19 protein-coding genes and 2 tRNA genes are annotated in these 16,178 nt (G+C 69.0%); 14 read left to right on the forward strand and 7 right to left on the reverse strand.

Annotated features, from left to right (window positions below; all coding sequences use genetic code 11):
* Window positions 1-825, forward strand: an 825-nt coding sequence (locus AB7U46_RS12290; protein WP_428337266.1) for a helicase HerA-like domain-containing protein, incomplete at its 5' end; no start/stop codon positions are given.
* A gap of 6 nt (window positions 826-831) precedes the next feature.
* Here the strand turns inward: AB7U46_RS12290 and AB7U46_RS12295 are convergent.
* The gene (locus AB7U46_RS12295) at window positions 832-1,125 is read right to left on the reverse strand and encodes a DUF6477 family protein (RefSeq protein ID WP_428337267.1); all 294 of its coding nucleotides are present in this window, start codon (window positions 1,123-1,125) and stop codon (window positions 832-834) included.
* 219 nt (window positions 1,126-1,344) lie between these two features.
* Here AB7U46_RS12295 and AB7U46_RS12300 point away from each other — a divergent pair, with 219 nt between their 5' ends.
* The gene (locus AB7U46_RS12300; protein ID WP_428337268.1) at window positions 1,345-2,457 is read left to right on the forward strand and encodes a DUF6456 domain-containing protein; all 1,113 of its coding nucleotides are present in this window, start codon (window positions 1,345-1,347) and stop codon (window positions 2,455-2,457) included.
* A gap of 480 nt (window positions 2,458-2,937) precedes the next feature.
* On the opposite strand, the gene AB7U46_RS12305 is transcribed toward AB7U46_RS12300, so the two are convergent.
* Together AB7U46_RS12305 and AB7U46_RS12310 are read right to left on the reverse strand one after the other, a co-directional pair.
* Entirely contained in the window at window positions 2,938-3,486 is a 549-nt protein-coding gene (locus tag AB7U46_RS12305) for a peroxiredoxin (protein WP_428337269.1), read from the reverse strand.
* A gap of 198 nt (window positions 3,487-3,684) precedes the next feature.
* Window positions 3,685-4,377, reverse strand: coding sequence for an aquaporin (locus tag AB7U46_RS12310; RefSeq protein ID WP_428337270.1), 693 nt, complete (start codon window positions 4,375-4,377; stop codon window positions 3,685-3,687).
* 197 nt (window positions 4,378-4,574) lie between these two features.
* Here AB7U46_RS12310 and AB7U46_RS12315 point away from each other — a divergent pair, with 197 nt between their 5' ends.
* From AB7U46_RS12315 to AB7U46_RS12340, 6 genes are all read left to right on the forward strand, one after another.
* A complete protein-coding gene (locus tag AB7U46_RS12315) occupies window positions 4,575-5,207 on the forward strand; it encodes a hypothetical protein (RefSeq protein ID WP_428337271.1) in 633 nt (210 codons plus the stop codon).
* A gap of 88 nt (window positions 5,208-5,295) precedes the next feature.
* On the forward strand, window positions 5,296-6,246 hold the full coding sequence (lipA, locus tag AB7U46_RS12320) for a lipoyl synthase (protein WP_428337272.1): 951 nt from the start codon (window positions 5,296-5,298) through the stop codon (window positions 6,244-6,246).
* 355 nt (window positions 6,247-6,601) lie between these two features.
* A tRNA-Asp gene (locus AB7U46_RS12325) sits at window positions 6,602-6,678 on the forward strand.
* A 31-nt stretch (window positions 6,679-6,709) separates the two neighbouring features.
* Window positions 6,710-6,786: transfer RNA gene (locus AB7U46_RS12330), tRNA-Asp, on the forward strand.
* 24 nt (window positions 6,787-6,810) lie between these two features.
* Window positions 6,811-7,041, forward strand: a complete 231-nt coding sequence (locus tag AB7U46_RS12335; protein ID WP_428337273.1) for an RND transporter — start codon at window positions 6,811-6,813, stop codon at window positions 7,039-7,041.
* 56 nt (window positions 7,042-7,097) lie between these two features.
* Window positions 7,098-8,363 carry a glutamate-5-semialdehyde dehydrogenase gene (locus tag AB7U46_RS12340; protein ID WP_428337274.1) on the forward strand — a complete coding sequence of 422 codons (1,266 nt, stop codon included), beginning with the start codon at window positions 7,098-7,100 and terminating at the stop codon, window positions 8,361-8,363.
* A 68-nt stretch (window positions 8,364-8,431) separates the two neighbouring features.
* Here the strand turns inward: AB7U46_RS12340 and AB7U46_RS12345 are convergent, their stop codons facing one another.
* Window positions 8,432-9,067, reverse strand: a complete 636-nt coding sequence (locus AB7U46_RS12345) for a histidine phosphotransferase family protein (protein WP_428337275.1) — start codon at window positions 9,065-9,067, stop codon at window positions 8,432-8,434.
* Window positions 9,068-9,092: 25 nt separating this feature from the next.
* Between AB7U46_RS12345 and AB7U46_RS12350 the strand changes: the two genes are divergently transcribed.
* The 3 genes from AB7U46_RS12350 to AB7U46_RS12360 all read left to right on the forward strand — a co-directional run bounded on the left by AB7U46_RS12350 (window position 9,093) and on the right by AB7U46_RS12360 (window position 11,006).
* On the forward strand, window positions 9,093-9,272 hold the full coding sequence (locus AB7U46_RS12350; RefSeq protein ID WP_428337276.1) for a DUF3553 domain-containing protein: 180 nt from the start codon (window positions 9,093-9,095) through the stop codon (window positions 9,270-9,272).
* Between the two features lie 139 nt (window positions 9,273-9,411).
* Window positions 9,412-10,197: a GNAT family N-acetyltransferase gene (locus tag AB7U46_RS12355; protein ID WP_428337277.1), complete on the forward strand. Its 786-nt coding sequence runs from the start codon at window positions 9,412-9,414 to the stop codon at window positions 10,195-10,197.
* On the forward strand, window positions 10,194-11,006 hold the full coding sequence (locus AB7U46_RS12360) for a lysophospholipid acyltransferase family protein (RefSeq protein ID WP_428337278.1): 813 nt from the start codon (window positions 10,194-10,196) through the stop codon (window positions 11,004-11,006). Before AB7U46_RS12355 ends, AB7U46_RS12360 begins: the two co-directional genes overlap by 4 nt.
* Here AB7U46_RS12360 and AB7U46_RS12365 read toward each other — a convergent pair.
* Genes AB7U46_RS12365 through AB7U46_RS12375 form a run of 3 tightly spaced genes read right to left on the reverse strand, consistent with a single transcriptional unit; the run spans window position 11,003 to window position 12,681 of the window.
* A complete protein-coding gene (locus AB7U46_RS12365) occupies window positions 11,003-11,230 on the reverse strand; it encodes a ribbon-helix-helix domain-containing protein (protein WP_428337279.1) in 228 nt (75 codons plus the stop codon). The two genes, AB7U46_RS12360 and AB7U46_RS12365, sit on opposite strands and share 4 nt — an antisense overlap.
* Entirely contained in the window at window positions 11,227-11,439 is a 213-nt protein-coding gene (locus AB7U46_RS12370; protein WP_428337280.1) for a DUF4169 family protein, read from the reverse strand. Before AB7U46_RS12370 ends, AB7U46_RS12365 begins: the two co-directional genes overlap by 4 nt.
* Before the next feature lie 60 nt (window positions 11,440-11,499).
* Window positions 11,500-12,681, reverse strand: coding sequence for a cytochrome P450 (locus AB7U46_RS12375; protein ID WP_428337281.1), 1,182 nt, complete (start codon window positions 12,679-12,681; stop codon window positions 11,500-11,502).
* Between the two features lie 119 nt (window positions 12,682-12,800).
* Between AB7U46_RS12375 and AB7U46_RS12380 the strand changes: the two genes are divergently transcribed.
* The 3 genes from AB7U46_RS12380 to AB7U46_RS12390 are packed head-to-tail and all read left to right on the forward strand — an operon-like array spanning window position 12,801 to window position 16,170.
* Window positions 12,801-13,247: an N-acetyltransferase family protein gene (locus AB7U46_RS12380; RefSeq protein WP_428337282.1), complete on the forward strand. Its 447-nt coding sequence runs from the start codon at window positions 12,801-12,803 to the stop codon at window positions 13,245-13,247.
* Window positions 13,248-13,249: 2 nt separating this feature from the next.
* Entirely contained in the window at window positions 13,250-14,941 is a 1,692-nt protein-coding gene (locus AB7U46_RS12385; protein ID WP_428337302.1) for a sensor histidine kinase, read from the forward strand.
* Window positions 14,938-16,170 (forward strand): sigma-54-dependent transcriptional regulator, encoded by a 1,233-nt coding sequence (locus AB7U46_RS12390; RefSeq protein WP_428337283.1) that lies wholly within the window; start codon window positions 14,938-14,940, stop codon window positions 16,168-16,170. Before AB7U46_RS12385 ends, AB7U46_RS12390 begins: the two co-directional genes overlap by 4 nt.
* Window positions 16,171-16,178 lie beyond the last annotated feature (8 nt).

Raw genomic sequence — 16,178 nt, forward strand, 5'->3', positions numbered from 1 at the left:
CTGCTCTGGCTGCTCTCCGAGCTTTTCGAGGAACTCCCCGAGGTGGGCGACCCCGACAAGCCGAAATTCGTCTTCTTCTTCGACGAGGCGCATCTGCTTTTCGACGACGCGCCGAAGGCATTGGTCGACAAGGTCGAACAGGTCGCGCGGCTGATCCGCTCGAAGGGGGTGGGCGTCTATTTCATCACCCAGAACCCGGCCGATGTGCCCGACGCGATCCTCGGCCAGCTGGGCAACCGGGTGCAGCACGCGCTGCGCGCCTTCACCGCGAAGGATCAGAAGGATCTGAAACGCGCCGCCGAGAATTACCGCCCCAATCCGCGTTTCGACACCGAGGCGGCGATCAAGGAGGTGGGCACCGGCGAGGCGCTGACCTCCTTCCTCGAGGCGAAGGGCGCGCCGGGCGTGGTCGAACGCACGCTGGTGCGCCCGCCGCAGTCGCGGCTGGGCCCGCTTGCGCCCGAGGAGCGGCGCGCGATCCTCGCGGCCTCGCCCTTCGGGCTGAAATACGACAGGACGGTCGATCGGGAATCGGCCTATGAGATCCTGACGAAACGCGCCCAGGCCGCCGCGGCGGAGGCCGCGCAGGCCGAGGCCCAGGCGCAGGCCGCCAAGACCTCGAAGGCCGATCAGCTCGAATTCAACCGCGCGCGGCGGTTCGAGCCGATCAAGGCCGACCGGGCGAGCACGCCGCGCAAGACCTCTTCCTCGCGCTCCGACAGCATCGTCGAGGTCTTCGGCAAGTCGCTCGCCCGCCAGCTGGGTTCGAAGGCGGGCCAGCAGATCGTGCGCGGCGTGCTCGGCTCGCTCTTCAAGTCGCGCTGAGCTGGTTCAGGCGGGCATCTGGCGGCGCGGCAGCAGTCGCGCCTCCGCCATCATCGCGATCAGAAGCTCGATGTGGCGCATCAGGCTATAGGCCGCCGCCCCCTCGCGGCGCGAGGCTTCGAGCACCTCTTCCTCGGCGATCAGCCGGCGCAGCGCGGCCTCGGGCGGGGGCGCGACCGGCGCGTGGATCAGCCGCTTGAGGTCGCGGTTGCGGTTGTAATCGCTCTGGCCAAAGCGCGCGGCGCGGATCAGGAGCCGCGGGCGGCGCAGCGTTGCAATCAGGTCGATCGGGTCGGTCATGGCATAATCCCCTCGCTTGGAGGTTGTAGCGTGACTCAACCAGAGCGGGTGTTGCGCGACTCCCCGCCGAGGCGCGCGCAGGGTTTTTCAATCTTTAGAATTTTTAAAGAATTCTCGACATCGCTCCGTTTCTTAACGAACGGGTAACCAATGCAACCCACGGTTGAACGTATCAGAAGGCGGCGTTATGGCTTGCGACCTGCCAATCTGGGGGAACGAATGAAGACGATCACCTCGGCCTCGGCGGAGCTGCCCGCCTGGCTGCCCGACTACGCCAGGCTCTACCTGCGCCACGTCGAAGAGGGTATCCCGATCCGGCAGCTCGCGCGATCGGAGGGCTGCCATGCCTCGACGATCCTGCGCCGCGTGCGGCGGATCGAACAGCGTCGCGACGATCCCCTGGTTGACGAGGCGCTGTCGCGTCTTGGCGCCTCCTCCTCTGTGCGTTCGACCGATCATTCCGAGGAAGACCGCGCAATGACCGCTCCGATCCGCTCGAAATCGCTCCCTGCCGACGAAGATCAGCTCGCCCGCGAGGGACGGCGCATCCTGCGCCGGATGGCGGAGCCCGGGGCGCTCCTGATCATCGCGGGCGACATGGACAAGGCGGTGGTGCTGCGCGGCACGGTGCGCACCGCGGTGGTGGCGCGGGAGGTGGCGCAGGCCTTCGCGCTGAACGACTGGATCGCGGTGAAACATGCGGGGCGGGTGACGAGCTACGAGATCGCGGTCGCCGGGCGCGCGGCGCTGAAGCGGATGCTCGAGGAGGAGGCCGCGGCGCGCGGCGAGCGGCTGGAAGAGGAGGGCGACGCCTTCGGCGCGCAGCATCGCGACTTTGGCGAGCGCGAGGTGAACGAGGGGCGCGGCCGGGTGCGCCGGATGCGTGCGAACCTCGCCGAAAGCCCGCTGGGCGTGCTGGCGCGGCGGCGCGACGCGAATGGCGAGCCCTTCCTCGCGCCCGAGCTTGTCGCGGCGGGCGAGCGGCTGCGCGAGGATTTCGAACTGGCGCAGATGGGGCCGCGCGTCGCGCAGAACTGGGAGCGGTTCATGACCGGCGGCGGCGAGCGCGGCCAGTATCGTCCCGAACTCGGCCACGGCGCGGGCGGTTCCGACCGCGCGCGCGAGCGCGTCGCGGCGGCGCTGCGCGACCTCGGCCCGGGGCTGGGCGACATGGTGCTGCGCTGCTGCTGCTTCCTCGAGGGGCTGGAAACGGCGGAGCGCCGCATGGGCTGGTCGGCACGCTCGGGCAAGATCGTGCTGCGCATCGCGCTGATGCGGCTGAAGCTGCATTACGACGAGACCTACGGCGGCCAGTCGCCGCTGATTGGGTGAGCCGTGGTCGAGGCGCGCGCTGCTGCGCGCACCTCGATGAAACGCTCCAGTGGAGCGTTTCAAACGGCGAACGCCCTCGCACGCCTGCGAGGGCTGGCAGCAATGCGAACGCCCTCGCACGCCTGCGAGGGCTGGCAGCAATGCGAACGCCCTCGCACGCCTGCGAGGGCTGGCGGCAATGCGAACGCCCGAGCACACCTGCGAGGGCTGGCAGCAATGCGAACGCCTGCGCAGGCCGGCCGCAACCGTAAACACCCGCGCGGGGCAGGGGGCGCCGCCCCCTCTTCCCCTGCGGGGAATTCACCCCCGGGATATTTGGACTCTGTAGAAAGCCGCTTCCAAAGTGCGGAAATATCCCGGGGGAGTCTCCGGAACGGAGACGGGGGCAGCGCCCCCCTCGCGCTCCCGCTATGGAAAAGGCCGGGAGGTTTCCCTCCCGGCCCGGCCTCGTTCGCGCGTTTCCTGGGGGCGAAGAGGATCTCAGGCGGCGGCCTCGGCATTCGCCGCGACGAGCCAGTTCAGCACGGTCTCGGGCGAGGAGACGCCATAGGGGTCGTCCGGGCAGTTGTCCATCAGACCGGGCTCTTCGAACCAGGCCTCGACCACGCCGTCATTGATCACGGCGGCATAGCGCCAGGAGCGCAGGCCAAAGCCGAGGTTGTCCTTGCGCACCAGCATGCCGACGCGGCGGGTGAACTCGCCCGAACCGTCCGGGATCACGGTGACGTTCTGCAGGCCCTGGGCCTTCGCCCACTGGTTCATCACGAAGGCGTCGTTCACGCTCAGGCAGTAGATCGCGTCGATCCCCTGCGCCGCGAAATCGCCGAAACCCTTCTCGTAGCCCGGCAGCTGATAGGTCGAGCAGGTGGGGGTGAAGGCGCCCGGCAGCGCGAACATCACCACGCGCTTGCCCGCGAAGTAATCCGCGGTGGTCTTGTCCTCCCAGCGGAACGGGTTCGGGCCGCCGACGCTTTCGTCGCGCACGCGGGTGTGGAAGGTGACTTCGGGCAGTTTCGCGCCGGCTTGCATGGGATCGCTCCTGACTGTGCGGGTTTGGAATCGTTCTAAGGTGCCTGCGTCTGGGTCACAAGAGCTGACTTGGCATGCGCAGCAATTTCGGCGTCACTTTTCTGCCGATGCAAAGAAAAGCGGCGCGGGAGGGAACCGCGCCGCCCTGGATCGGGCTCACAGGAAGGGGAGGAGGAGCCCGGTCGTCCTTACGCCCGCTCAGTCGTTGCGGGTGAGGCCCATGCCATGCGCAATCCCGGCGAGCGCGCCGCCGGCAAGCGGGGCGAGGATGAACACCCAGAGCTGGCTCAGCGCCACGCCGCCGACGAAAAGCGCCGGCCCGATCGAGCGCGCGGGGTTCACCGAAACGCCGGTGACGCGGATGCCGACGAGGTGGATCGCGGCGAGGGTGAAGCCGATCGCAAGCCCGGCAAAGCCCGCCGGCGCATCGCCCCGGGTCGCGCCGAGGATCACGGTGACGAAGATGAAGGTCGCGACCACTTCGAAGGTCAGCGCCGCGCCGAGGCCGAACTCGCCGCCATAGCCCGCGCCATAGCCGTTCTGCCCCATGCCGGCCGCCGCGTCGAAGCCCGCGTGCCCCGAGGCGATCAACCAGATGATCGTCGCGCCGGCGATGCCGCCCGCGACCTGCGCGCCGACATAGCCGACGAATTCGCTCACCGTCATCCGCCCCGAGAGCAGCACGCCGAGCGAGACCGCCGGGTTGAGATGCGCCCCCGACATCGCGCCAAGCCCGTAGGCCGCCGCCACGATCGAGAAGCCGAAGGCCATCGAGATCCCGTGCAGCCCGTCGCCCGCCACGCCATCGCCGGTGCCAAGCACCGCCGCGCCGACGCCGAAGAACACGAGCATCAAGGTGCCGAGGAATTCCGCCGTTGCTTTCTTGGTCATTGAACCATCCCTGATTGAATCATTGCGACGGTGCCGCCGCCGCTTCCCTTTCTCTATCGCGCCGGCGCGGCTGCGCGTTCAGGGGGAAATTCCGCCGATCGCTCACCGCTTCACGCTGTGGTCAAGAAAGCGCCACATTGCCCGGGCAGGGAGGGGGGAGCCCTTTCCCTGCCTCCTCGATTCCATTTGTCGAACTGATGACCGATTTCGCCGAAACTCTTGCCGCCCGCCCATTTCCCGTCACGCTCACCCCGCGCTGGGGGCCGAACTTCGGCCTCGGCATGGGGATACTCGGGGGGATGGGGGGGATCCTTCTCGCTTCCGCGGGGATTCCGATCCTGCTCGACAAGCCCGAGGATCCCGAGGTCATCCTCGGCATGCTGGCGGCGGGGCTCTTCCTGACCGGGTTCCCGATCTATTGGATCTGGACCTGTCTGCGCGGCTGGCCCCGCCTGCGGATCGACGCCGGGCGGGTGGAGTATACCAACCCCTTCGGCCGGCGAGAGCGGCTCGTGCTTGGCGATCATGCGCGGGTCGCGATCGTGAACGCGCCGGGGCGGGGGGGCTATCGGCCGCGGCTCGAGGCGGTGCCGACGGCCCCGGGGCTGCCGCTGCGGATGATCTCGCTGCGCCCGTTCCTGCGCAACCGGCACGAGGCGGCGGAGCTCGAGGCGCTGATCCACCGCGCGGCAGGCGATCGCCCGGCCCCCGACCTCGCGCAGCGCAACGTGATCCTGATGCAGGATCTCAAGGCGATCGTCGTCACCTCCGGGGCGCTCGTTCTGGTGGTGATCGGCTTCGGCGTGCTGAGGGCGCTCGGTCGGATCTGATCCGCGGCGGATTTGCCCGTTCCGCACATTTGCATCGGCACCGCTTTCGTCCTATGTCAGGCGCAGCCCCCTGCGAAAGGATGCCCCCGTGCGCGATCTGAAAGTTCCCGGCCAGCGTCACCCCGAAAAGGCCCATCGCCCCGACAATGCCCAGCCGAAGAAACCCGACTGGATCCGCGTCAAGGCGCCGACCTCGCAGGGCTACAAGGACACGCGCGAGATCCTGAAATCGAACAAGCTCGTCACCGTCTGCGAGGAGGCCGGCTGCCCGAACGTCGGCGAATGCTGGTCGCATGGCCACGCGACGATGATGATCATGGGCGAGATCTGCACTCGCGGCTGCACCTTCTGCAACGTGGCGACCGGCAAGCCCGACACGCTCGACGCCTTCGAGCCCGGCCGCGTCGCCCATGCGGTGGCGACGCTCGGGCTGAAACATGTCGTCATCACCTCGGTCGACCGCGACGATCTCGACGATGGCGGGGCGGAGCATTTCGCCCAGACGATCCGCGCCGTGCGCCACCGCGCCCCCGAAACCACGATCGAGATCCTCACCCCCGATTTCCTGCGCTGCGGTCCGAAGGCGCTCGAGGTGGTGGTCGAGGCGCGCCCCGATGTCTTCAACCACAACCTCGAAACCGTGCCCGGCCTCTACCCGAGCGTGCGCCCCGGCGCGCGCTACTTCCACTCCCTGCGCCTGCTGCAGCGGGTGAAGGAGCTCGACCCGGCGATGTTCACCAAGTCCGGCATCATGGTCGGCCTTGGCGAGACCCGCGAGGCGGTGCTGCAGGTGATGGACGACATGCGCGCGGCGGATGTCGATTTCCTCACCATCGGCCAATATCTGCAGCCGACGCCGAAACACCACGCGGTGGACCGCTTCGTTACCCCGGAAGAGTTCAAGGATTACGAGAAATCCGCCTATGGCAAAGGCTTCGGCATGGTCTCTGCGACGCCGCTGACGCGTTCCTCCTATCACGCGGGCGACGATTTCGCGCGCCTGCGCGCCGCGCGGCTGGAAAAGCTCGGCCGCGCCTGAACCGGCCGGGCAGGGGGCGCCGCCCCCTCGGCCGGTCCGGCCCGCGCGCCGCGCCCCCGGATATTTCCCCCCGCGGAACCGGCTTTCTACAGAGACGAAATATCCCCGCCGGAGGCCTCCGCATTCGCCGCGCGCGCCCCGCCCGCATTTTCCGGGCTCTCCGCGCGCGCCATCTTTCCGCCGCCTCCAAAAATCATGCGTTTCCAAAGTGTTGAAATATCCCCGCCGGAGGCATCGCGGTCTTTTTTCTTCCCTCGTCACGAAAAAGCGAAACTTTTCGATCGGGGCCGCTTGACGGCGAAAGCAGGCCCGCATAATAACCCCCCACGCTCGAACAGCGATCGGGCGGCGGTGAGCGGTTGTAGCTCAGTTGGTTAGAGTACCGGCCTGTCACGCCGGGGGTCGCGGGTTCGAGCCCCGTCAACCGCGCCACCGCCTCCCGATCGCCGAGCGCCTGAAATGCGCGGTTGTAGCTCAGTTGGTTAGAGTACCGGCCTGTCACGCCGGGGGTCGCGGGTTCGAGCCCCGTCAACCGCGCCATTTCCCTCCCGAAGAGGTTTCGCGATGAGAGAGTTTCTCGACAGCATCCCGCTCCCCTTCGCCTTTCTCGCCGCGCTGACCCTGGGCCTCGCCCCCTTCACGCCCGAGCCGCATATCTGGGAAAAGCTCAAGATGCTCGCCGCCGGCACGCTCGCGCGGCCGATCGACATTTTCGACCTCTGCCTGCATGCGGCGCCCTGGATCTTGCTCATTGCGAAGCTGATCACGCTGCTCTTGCCCGCGCGCGACGCCTGAACGCTTGTCGCATCGCGCCCCGCGGCCTATATCGGGCCGAAACCAAGGAGGGCGCCATGAAAGACGCAATCGACGCTAAAGGCCTGATCGAAACCCTGGGGGCGCAAGCGCGCGCCGCCGCGGCCGAGCTTGCCTTCGCGCCAGCGCAGGCGAAACGCGAGGCCCTCCTGGCCGCCGCCGAGGCGGTGCGCGCCGGGCGCGAGGCGATCCTCGCCGCGAATGGCGCCGATCTCGCCTATGGCGCGGAAAAGGGGCTCACCCCCGCGATGATGGACCGGCTGATGCTCGACGAGGCCCGGATCGAGGGGATCGTGAAGGGGCTGATCGCGGTCGCCGAACAGCACGATCCGGTGGGCGAGGTGATCGCCGAATGGGACCGGCCCACGGGGCTGCACATCCGCCGCGTGCGCACGCCGATCGGGGTGATCGGGGTGATCTATGAATCGCGCCCGAACGTCACCGCCGATGCCGGCGCGCTGTGTCTGAAATCGGGCAATGCGGTGATCCTGCGCGGCGGCTCGGAAAGCTTCCATTCCTCGCGCGCGATCCATGCCAGCATGGTCGAGGGGTTGCGCGCCGCGGGCCTGCCCGAGGCGGCGATCCAGCTCGTCCCCACCCGCGACCGCGCGATGGTGACCGAGATGCTGCACGCGATCCAGTATATCGACGTGATCGTGCCGCGCGGTGGCAAGGGGCTCGTCGGTCTCGTGCAGCGCGAGGCGCGGGTGCCGGTCTTCGCCCATCTCGAGGGGATCTGCCACATCTACGCCGATGCCGCCGCCGATCTGGAAAAGGCGCGCCGCGTCGTGCTCAACGCCAAGACCCGGCGCACCGGGATCTGCGGCGCGATGGAATGCCTGCTGATCGACCGCGCCTTCTACGAAGCGCATGGCCCGGTGCTGGTCGAGGATCTGGTGAAGGCGGGCGTCGAGGTCCGCACTGAGGGCGATCTGCTCAAGGTGCCGGGCACGGTTCAGGCTGCGCCCGACGATTTCGGCCGCGAGTTCCTCGACATGATCTGCGCGGCGAAGATCGTCGACGGGGTGGATGGGGCGATCGCCCATATCCGCCGCTATGGCTCGAGCCACACCGAATCGATCCTGACCGAGGATGACGCCACCGCGGCGCGCTTCTTCCAGCGGCTCGACAGCGCGATCCTGATGCGCAACGCCTCGACGCAATTCGCCGATGGCGGCGAGTTCGGCATGGGCGCGGAGATCGGCATCGCGACCGGCAAGCTGCACGCGCGCGGCCCGGTGGGGGCGGAACAGCTCACCACCTTCAAATACCTCGTCGAAGGCGACGGCACGATCCGGGCCTGATCCGAAAACCTTTTGATCTCAATCTCATGCGATGCGTTCTTCACGCATCGCATGAAGTTTTTCCGGGCTCAGAACCGCATCTCGGCATGGGTCTCGTCGATCTCCCAGGTGAGCGCGCGGCCCTGCGCCGCCACCTCCCGCGGCAAAAGCGCGAATTGCACCTGCGCCGGGCTGACCTGCGCATTGCCGCGCGCGAGGCCAAGCCAGAGCGCCTCGTCCGGCTTCGTGCGCTTCGTCTCCGCGCGCAGATGCCAGCAGCCATCCTCCTCCGAGACCACGATCTCGCCGCCCCAGGGCAGCGCCTGTTCGAGGCAAAGCAGCGCCAGGAACACCAGTTTCACCACCGCGCGCGGCTGATCGCCCAGCACCTCCCAGCGGTATTTCAGCCGCCCGCCGGCGCAGATCTCCGCCAGCACCCCGGCGATCTCGTTGCGCCCCAGCCGCTGCTCGCTGCCCGCCTGACCGAAGGCGATGCGGAAGAACTTGATCTTCGCATTGGCCGAGGCCACGCTTTCCGAGATCAGCGCAAGCTCCGGGCTGGGCGGCCCCGACATCGCAAGCAGCTCGACCCCGTTGCCGATCGCGCCCAAAGGGCTGATAAGGTCGTGACAGAGTCGCGAGCCCACCAGCGCCGCCAGATCGGGCGGCAGATCCGCGCCGGGCGCGGGGTCGGTGGGGAAGGTGTCGCGGGTCTCAAGGGTCATGTCAGTGTCCGGGAGTTGAGGCAGGATGAACGAATTTCTCGAACCGGGGATGCTCGTGCGCAACCCTCTCGCCCCCGACTGGGGCCTTGGGCAGGTGCAGTCGCGCATTGGCGACAGGATCACGGTCAATTTCGAGCATGCGGGCAAGCAGGTGATCGACGGGCGGCGGGTTCAACTCTCTCTGGTTATTCCGGATCAAGGTTGACGAATGGTTAACGCCCCTGGGGCGCTCGCACCGAGCATTGCACAACTTATGCTTGTGTCAAAGCCTTGCGATGGGCGGGCAGGGGCGTTGCATCCCGCGCCCTGCCTGCCGTAGAACACGGCAAACGAAGAGGCTGGCGATGGTGGCGGAACCGCTCTCCTACGAGATCCGACTGGCGCGGGACGCGCGCGACCTCAAGGCCTCGCAGCGGCTGCGCTACGAGGTCTTCGTCGAGGAACTGGGCGGCGACGGGCCGCTGGTCGATCATGCCGCGCGGCTCGAGGCGGATGAATTCGACCCGCTCTACGACCATCTCGTGCTGATCGACCCGAGCCGGTCCGACGACGATCTCGACCATGTCGTGGGCGCCTATCGCCTGCTGCGTTCGGATCGCGCCGCCGAGATCGGGCGCTTCTATTGCGATGCGGAATATGACCTCGCGCCGCTGCGCGCCTCGGGGCGCAAGCTCTTGGAACTCGGCCGCTCCTGCGTGCATCCCGAGCATCGCGGCGGGGCGGCGATGCTGATGCTCTGGAATGCGCTCGCCGATTACGTGCTCGCCCATGAGATCGAGATCCTCTTCGGCGTCGCCTCCTTTCACGGCACCGATCCGCAGGCGCTCGCGATGCCGCTTTCCTGGCTGCATCACCACCATCTCGCGCCCGAAGCGCTGCGCGCCCGCGCCCGGCCCGAGCATTTCCAGCGCATGGATCTGGTCGCGCCCGAGGCGCTCGACCGGCGGCAGGCGATGGTGGAGATGCCCAATCTGATCAAGGCCTATCTGCGGCTGGGCGGTTTCGTGGGCGAGGGCGCCTTCGTCGACGCGCCCTTCAACACCACCGACGTGCTGCTTTTGATGGACACGAAGGCGATGTCCGACAAGCACCGCGAGTTCTACACCCGCCGCGTCGAGGCGAAGGGATGACCTGGCAGGGCGATCCGCCGCCGCCCGAGACGCCCTTCGGCGCGCTTGGCTGGGCGCGGCTCGTCGCGCGCGGCGTGACGCTTGGCGGGGTGATCTATGGCGGGCTGATGGTGCTCCTGCTCACGCGGCTGATCGAGCGCCCGATTTTCGGCCTGCACCGGCCCTGGACGCCGAAGATCACGAAATCGGTCTGCCGCGCCGCCTTTCCGATCCTCGGCATCCGCTATCGCGTCACCGGGGAGCGCATGCAGCACATCGGCGCCGTCGTCGCCAACCATGCGTCCTGGCTTGATATTTTCTCGCTCAACGCCTGCCAGACGGTCTATTTCGTCTCCAAGGCCGAGGTCGCGCGCTGGCCCGGCATCGGCTGGCTTGCCCGCGCGACCGGCACGCTCTTCATCGTCCGCGACAAGCGCGAGGCAAGGGCGCATCAGGCGCTCCTCGAGGCACGGATCCGCGCCGGGCATCACCTGCTCTTCTTCCCCGAGGGCACCTCGACCGACGGCACCCGGGTGCTGCCGTTCAAGACCACGCTCTTTCAGGCCTTCTACGCCGACGGGCTCGACAAGGTGATGCAGATCCAGCCGGTGACGGTGAATTACCGCGGCCCCGCGGGGGAGGATCCGCGCTTCTACGGCTGGTGGGGCGACATGAGTTTCGGCCCGCATCTGGCCAAGGTGCTCGCCGCGCGCCGGCAGGGTGAGATCGAGGTGGTGTTCCACCCGCCGCGCGACGTGCGCGATTTCGCCTCGCGCAAGGAGCTGGCGGCGGATTGCGAGGCGGCGGTGCGCGCGGGGCTGCGGCGCTAAAGCCCCATCGCCCGGTCGCGGTAATGGCGCAGCACGAAAAGCCGCATCGCGGTGGCGAGCCCGGTCTCGCGGTCGCGCGCGGCGTCGATTTCAGTCGCGATCTCGTTGATGCCCTGACCGCGTTCCACCGCGATCTCGCGCAGCCCGGCCCAGAAATCATCCTCGAGCGAAACCGAGGTGCGATGCCCGCCGATGGTGAGCGAATGCTTGCGCGGCCGGCTCACGCGTCGGGCTCCGGGCTGTCCTCGGCCCCGTCCGCCGGATCGCGCCGATGCGCCTCGAGCGTCGCGCGCGCCTGTTCGGCCTGCGCCTCCTCGAGCGCGCGCTGCGCCTTGGTTCGTCCGAATTTTACCGCGTTTTCATCGGCTTCGGCGCGCTTCTTCACGCGGTCCTGCGCCTTGCGAAAGCGGTTGAGGTTCACGATCTCGGCCATGCGAATACTGTGCCATATCGCGGCGGCGCAGAAAAGACGCAAGCGGCGCGAGGGGGCTGTTCAGTAAAGCACATCGAGCCGCTCGAGCCCGTGGAAGTGATAGAGATCGGCGTAGACGGGCGGCGCGGCCAGGCGCAGATCGGGCAGCCGGCGGAAAAGCGCGGGGAGTGCGATCTGCAATTCCATCCGCGCGAGCGGCGCGCCGATGCAGAAATGCGCCCCGGCGCCAAAGCTGAAATGCGTCTGCACCGGGCGCGCGGGGTCGAAGCGCGCGGGCTCCTCCCAGGGGCCCGGGTCGCGGTTCGCGCCTGCGAGCAAAAGCCCGATCCGGTCGCCCCGCGCGAACTGCGCGCCGCCGATCTCCAGATCCTCATAGACCCAGCGGGTGAAGAGATGCAGCGGCGGATCGTGGCGCAGCACCTCCTCGACGGTGCCCTCGATCCGCGCGGGCGTCAGCCAATAGGGCGCGACCCGCGCCTGCAAAAGCGCCTTCACCCCGTTGCCGATCGTGTGCACCGTCGCCTCGTGCCCGGCGTTGAGCAAAAGGATGCAGGTCGCGATCAGCTCCTCGCGGCTCAGATGCTCGCCCGCCTCCTCGGCCGCGATCAGATGGGTGATCAGGTCATTGCCCGGGCGGCGCCGGCGCTCCTCGACGTAACCACCCAGAAATTCGACGAAATCCTCGGTCGCGCGCACCGCCGCCGCCTCCGTCGCGGGGGTGCGGCGGGCCTGATACATGCCGACCATCGCATTCGACCAGCGCAACAGATCCCCGGCGCGCTCCTCCGGCACGCCGAGAAGCCGCGCGATCACGATCACCGGCAGGGGCTTGGCGAAATGTTCGATCAGGTCGCAGCCGCCCGCGGGCAGCGCCTCGATCAGCCGATGCGCGAGCTCCTCGATCTCGGGGGCCATCGCCGCGATCCGCGCCGTGGTGAAGGCGCGCAGCACGAGCCGGCGCAGCCGGGTGTGGCGCGGCGCCTCGAGCTCGAGCATCGAATGCGCCTCGACTTCGTAGAAAGGGGCGAGATGCGGCGGGATCACCGGCGCCTGTTCGGGCGGCGCCTCGCGGCCGAGGCGGCGATCGCGCAGCGCCGCGCCCACCACCACCGCCCGCGCGCTCACCGGCAAGTCATACTCCTCCCAACGTACGACGCCGCCCGCCGCCCGCACCCGGTCGTAGAACGGATAGGGATCCTGCACGAACCCGGGATCGAGCGGCGACTGGCTGAGCGCTTGCATGGCATCTCCTTGTTTTGCCCAGAAAACCCCGTGCCGCGGCGCAGCGCAAGGGGCACCCCCGTCGCCGGGCGCTTGCCTTCGGCGGGGCGGCGCGCTTTTCTGCGCGAAAGGAGGAGCCCATGAGCCTGACCATCACCCCCCTGCGCCCCGAGGATCGTTCCGACTGGGAGGCGCTGTTTCGCGCCTATGCCGCCTTTTACGCCACCGACGCGCGCGCGGCCGAGGCCGAGGTCTGGCGCTGGATCCACGACCCGGCCGAGCCCTATTGGGCCGATATCGCGCGCGATGCTGAAAGCGGCGCGCCCCTCGGCCTCGTGCAATATTCCGAACTGCACCGCTCGCTCTCGGGCGCGAAGACGATCTATCTCAGCGATCTCTTCACCCCGCCCGAGGCCCGAGGCCGCGGCGTCGGGCGCGCGCTGATCGACCATGTCCGCACTTTCGCGCGCGCGGGCGGCTACGCCTCGCTGCGCTGGCTGACACACGAAGGCAACGCCGCCGCGCGCGCGCTTTACGACAGCTACGCCCCGACCTCGGGCTTCATCCTCTATTCGATCGCGCCGTGAGGATGCGCGCGGCGCTGATCCTCGGCTGGGCCGCCCTCGTCGCGGGGGTGAGCTATGGCAGCTGGCGTTTCACCGCCGCCGAGGGGCTCGCCCGGGTCGAGGAACGCGGCCGCGCCGATCTGCAGCTCGCCTCCGACCGGCTGGTCTCCGCGCTTTTGCAGTTCCGCGAGATCGCGGTGCTCGCCGCCGATCATCCGCAGGTCGTCGCCCTCGCCAGAGGCGCGCTGCGCGGCCGCGACGCCGAAGTCTCGCTCGTGCTGCAACGCCTCGCCGATCGCGCCGGGGCCGAGGAGATCTGGCTCCTCACCCCCGAAGGCCGCGTGCTCGCCGGGCCCGAGGGCGGACCCGTCAGCCTCGAGATGACCGGCGCGCTCGCCCGCGCGCGCCAGGGCGCGACCGGCTTCGCCCATCGCGTGCTCGCGGGGACGCGCGCCCGGGTGTTTTCCTTCGCCGCCCCGGTCTTTTCGCCCGAGGGGCCGGTGACCGGGGTGATCCTGCTGCGCCTGCCCGCCGAGAAGGTCGAGGCGGAGGGCCGCGGCAACCCGGTGCCGGTCTGGTTCACCGACGAATGGGGGGTGAGTTTCGTCGCGAACCGGGCCGAACAGGTGTTCGACGTCGCGGGGCAGGCCCCCGCCGCGCCGGCGACGATCTACCCGCCGGGCGTGCCGCTGCATGTGGTGAACCCGGTCGCGCAGCGCCGCGCCGGGCGGGATCTGGTGCCGGTGCCGCCGGGCGGCGGCGCGCGGGGCCTCGCGATCACCCGGGCGCTGCCGGTGATCGGCTTCACCGGCCATGCCGTTGCCGACGCAAGCGGCGCGCTGCGCTCGGCCCGGCTGGCTGCGCTTTCGGCGGCGGGGCTCCTGATGGGGCTTGGCGCGGGGCTCTTCGCGCTGCTCGAACGCCGCCGCACGCTCGCCCGCGCCAATGCCGCGCTCGAGATGCGCGTGGCCGAGCGCACCGCCGCGCTCAGCCGCACCCAGGCGGAGCTGGTGCAGGCGGGCAAGCTCTCGGCGCTTGGCCAGATGTCGGCGGGGATCAGCCATGAGCTGAACCAGCCGCTGATGGCGATCAGCTCCTATGCCGAGAACGGCACCCTCCTGCTTGACCGGGGTCGTGTGAAGGACGCCGCGGAAAACCTTGAAAAGATTTCGGAAATGGCGCGTCGCATGGGGCGGATCATCCGCAATCTGCGCGCCTTCGCCCGCGCCGAAAGCGAACCCGCGACGCGCGTCGGCCTCGCCTCCGTGGTCGAGGGCGCGCTCGAGCTGATGCAGGGGCGGATCGCGCGCGCGGGCGTCGCCATCGACTGGCAGCGCCCTGAAAGCCCGGCGATCGTGATGGGCGGCGAGGTGCGGCTGGGCCAGGTCGTGGTGAACCTGATTGCGAACGCGCTCGACGCGCTCGAAGGCGCGGAGGAAAAGCGCATCACGATCCGCATCGCCCGCGCGGGTGAGCGCGTGCGCCTCACGATCCGCGACACCGGGCCGGGCATCGCCGAGCCCGCGCGCATCTTCGATCCGTTCTATTCGACGAAGGAGGTCGGCTCCGCCGAGGGGATGGGCCTCGGCCTCTCGATCTCCTATGGTCTGGTGCAGGGGTTCGGCGGCACGCTTTCGGGCGAGACCGCGCCCGGGGGCGGCGCCCTTTTCACCGTCGATCTGCGCGCGGCCCCGGTGCCGGGAGGAGAGCCATGACGCGCAAGGTGCTTCTGGTCGATGACGACCGCGCGGTGCGCGAGGCGCTGGGGCAGACGATCGAGCTCGCCGGCCTCGTGCCAGTGCCCTGCGGCAGCTATATCGAGGCGAAGGATCACGTCAGCGCCGATTTCCCCGGCATCGTCGTGAGCGACATCCGGATGCCGGGCAAGGATGGATTCGCGCTTCTCGAGCTCGTGCAGAAGGTCGATCCCGAGCTGCCGGTGATCCTGCTCACTGGCGAGGGCGACGTGCCGATGGCGGTGCGCGGGATGGCGGGAGGCGCCTTCGACTTTCTGGAAAAACCCTGCGGTGCCAGGGATTTGCTGGCCATAGTTGAGAAGGCGATGAAGACCCGCGCGCTGGTGATGGAGAACCGTGCGCTCAAGCGCGAGCTGCGTCGCGGCGATGCGGCTGCGCGCATGCTGGTCGGCGCCTCGCCGGTGGCCGAGGCACTGCGCGAGGCCGCGCGCACCGCCGCGCGATCGGGGGCCGAGGTGCTGATCTCCGGCGCGCCCGGCGCGGGCAATTCGAAGGTCGCCGAGGTGATCCATCTGCTCTCCGCCGCGGCGCCGCGTGCCTTCGTCAAGCTTGCCGCCGCGGGCCTGGACGCCGCGGCGCTCGAGGCCGGCTTTGCCCGCGCCGAGGGCGGCACGCTCTATCTCGACGAGGTCGCCGACCTGCCGCAGCCCGCGCAATTCGCGCTGATCGACCTGCTCGAGGCGCATCCGGCGGTGCGGCTCATCGCCGGCACCTATCGCGACCTCGCGCGCGAGGCGCAGGAGGGCCGCTTCCACCCCGATCTCTACTGGAAGCTCGAGGTGATGAAGCTGCGCATCCCCTCGCTCGCCGAGCGGCCCGAGGACATCCCCGCGCTCTTCCGCCACTATGTCGAGATGGCCTGCGAACAGTCGAACCTCGCGGTGCCCGAAATCCCGCCCGAAATGGGCGCGCGGCTGATGGCGCGCGACTGGCCGGGCAATGCGCGCGCGCTGATGTCGGAGGCGATGCGCTTCGTGATGGGCCTCGGCCCGGAGGAGGCGGCGGGCGAGAGCCTGGGCCTTGCCGAGCGGATGGCGCGGGTCGAATCCTCGCTCCTCGCCGAGGCGCTCGCGCGGGCGCGCGGCAATGCGACCGAGGCGGCGGCGGCGCTGAAGCTTCCGCGCAAGACGTTTTACGACAAGCTCGCGCGCCATGGGCTGCGGCCGGAAAGCTATCGCATCGACTGAGTCGGGGG

This window comes from Paenirhodobacter sp., assembly GCF_050177655.1.
In the GTDB taxonomy this organism is placed as follows: Bacteria; Pseudomonadota; Alphaproteobacteria; order Rhodobacterales; family Rhodobacteraceae; genus Rhodobacter.

Excerpts from the sequence above, each read along its gene's own strand:
- AB7U46_RS12295 (WP_428337267.1), bottom strand. The coding sequence starts at position 1,125 with ATGACCGACCCGATCGACCTGATTGCAACGCTGCGCCGCCCGCGGCTC.
- AB7U46_RS12300 (WP_428337268.1), top strand. The coding sequence starts at position 1,345 with ATGAAGACGATCACCTCGGCCTCGGCGGAGCTGCCCGCCTGGCTGCCC.
- AB7U46_RS12305 (WP_428337269.1), bottom strand. The coding sequence starts at position 3,486 with ATGCAAGCCGGCGCGAAACTGCCCGAAGTCACCTTCCACACCCGCGTG.
- AB7U46_RS12310 (WP_428337270.1), bottom strand. The coding sequence starts at position 4,377 with ATGACCAAGAAAGCAACGGCGGAATTCCTCGGCACCTTGATGCTCGTG.
- AB7U46_RS12315 (WP_428337271.1), top strand. The coding sequence starts at position 4,575 with ATGACCGATTTCGCCGAAACTCTTGCCGCCCGCCCATTTCCCGTCACG.
- AB7U46_RS12335 (WP_428337273.1), top strand. The coding sequence starts at position 6,811 with ATGAGAGAGTTTCTCGACAGCATCCCGCTCCCCTTCGCCTTTCTCGCC.
- AB7U46_RS12340 (WP_428337274.1), top strand. The coding sequence starts at position 7,098 with ATGAAAGACGCAATCGACGCTAAAGGCCTGATCGAAACCCTGGGGGCG.
- AB7U46_RS12345 (WP_428337275.1), bottom strand. The coding sequence starts at position 9,067 with ATGACCCTTGAGACCCGCGACACCTTCCCCACCGACCCCGCGCCCGGC.
- AB7U46_RS12350 (WP_428337276.1), top strand. The coding sequence starts at position 9,093 with ATGAACGAATTTCTCGAACCGGGGATGCTCGTGCGCAACCCTCTCGCC.
- AB7U46_RS12355 (WP_428337277.1), top strand. The coding sequence starts at position 9,412 with ATGGTGGCGGAACCGCTCTCCTACGAGATCCGACTGGCGCGGGACGCG.
- AB7U46_RS12360 (WP_428337278.1), top strand. The coding sequence starts at position 10,194 with ATGACCTGGCAGGGCGATCCGCCGCCGCCCGAGACGCCCTTCGGCGCG.
- AB7U46_RS12370 (WP_428337280.1), bottom strand. The coding sequence starts at position 11,439 with ATGGCCGAGATCGTGAACCTCAACCGCTTTCGCAAGGCGCAGGACCGC.
- AB7U46_RS12375 (WP_428337281.1), bottom strand. The coding sequence starts at position 12,681 with ATGCAAGCGCTCAGCCAGTCGCCGCTCGATCCCGGGTTCGTGCAGGAT.
- AB7U46_RS12380 (WP_428337282.1), top strand. The coding sequence starts at position 12,801 with ATGAGCCTGACCATCACCCCCCTGCGCCCCGAGGATCGTTCCGACTGG.
- AB7U46_RS12385 (WP_428337302.1), top strand. The coding sequence starts at position 13,250 with ATGCGCGCGGCGCTGATCCTCGGCTGGGCCGCCCTCGTCGCGGGGGTG.
- AB7U46_RS12390 (WP_428337283.1), top strand. The coding sequence starts at position 14,938 with ATGACGCGCAAGGTGCTTCTGGTCGATGACGACCGCGCGGTGCGCGAG.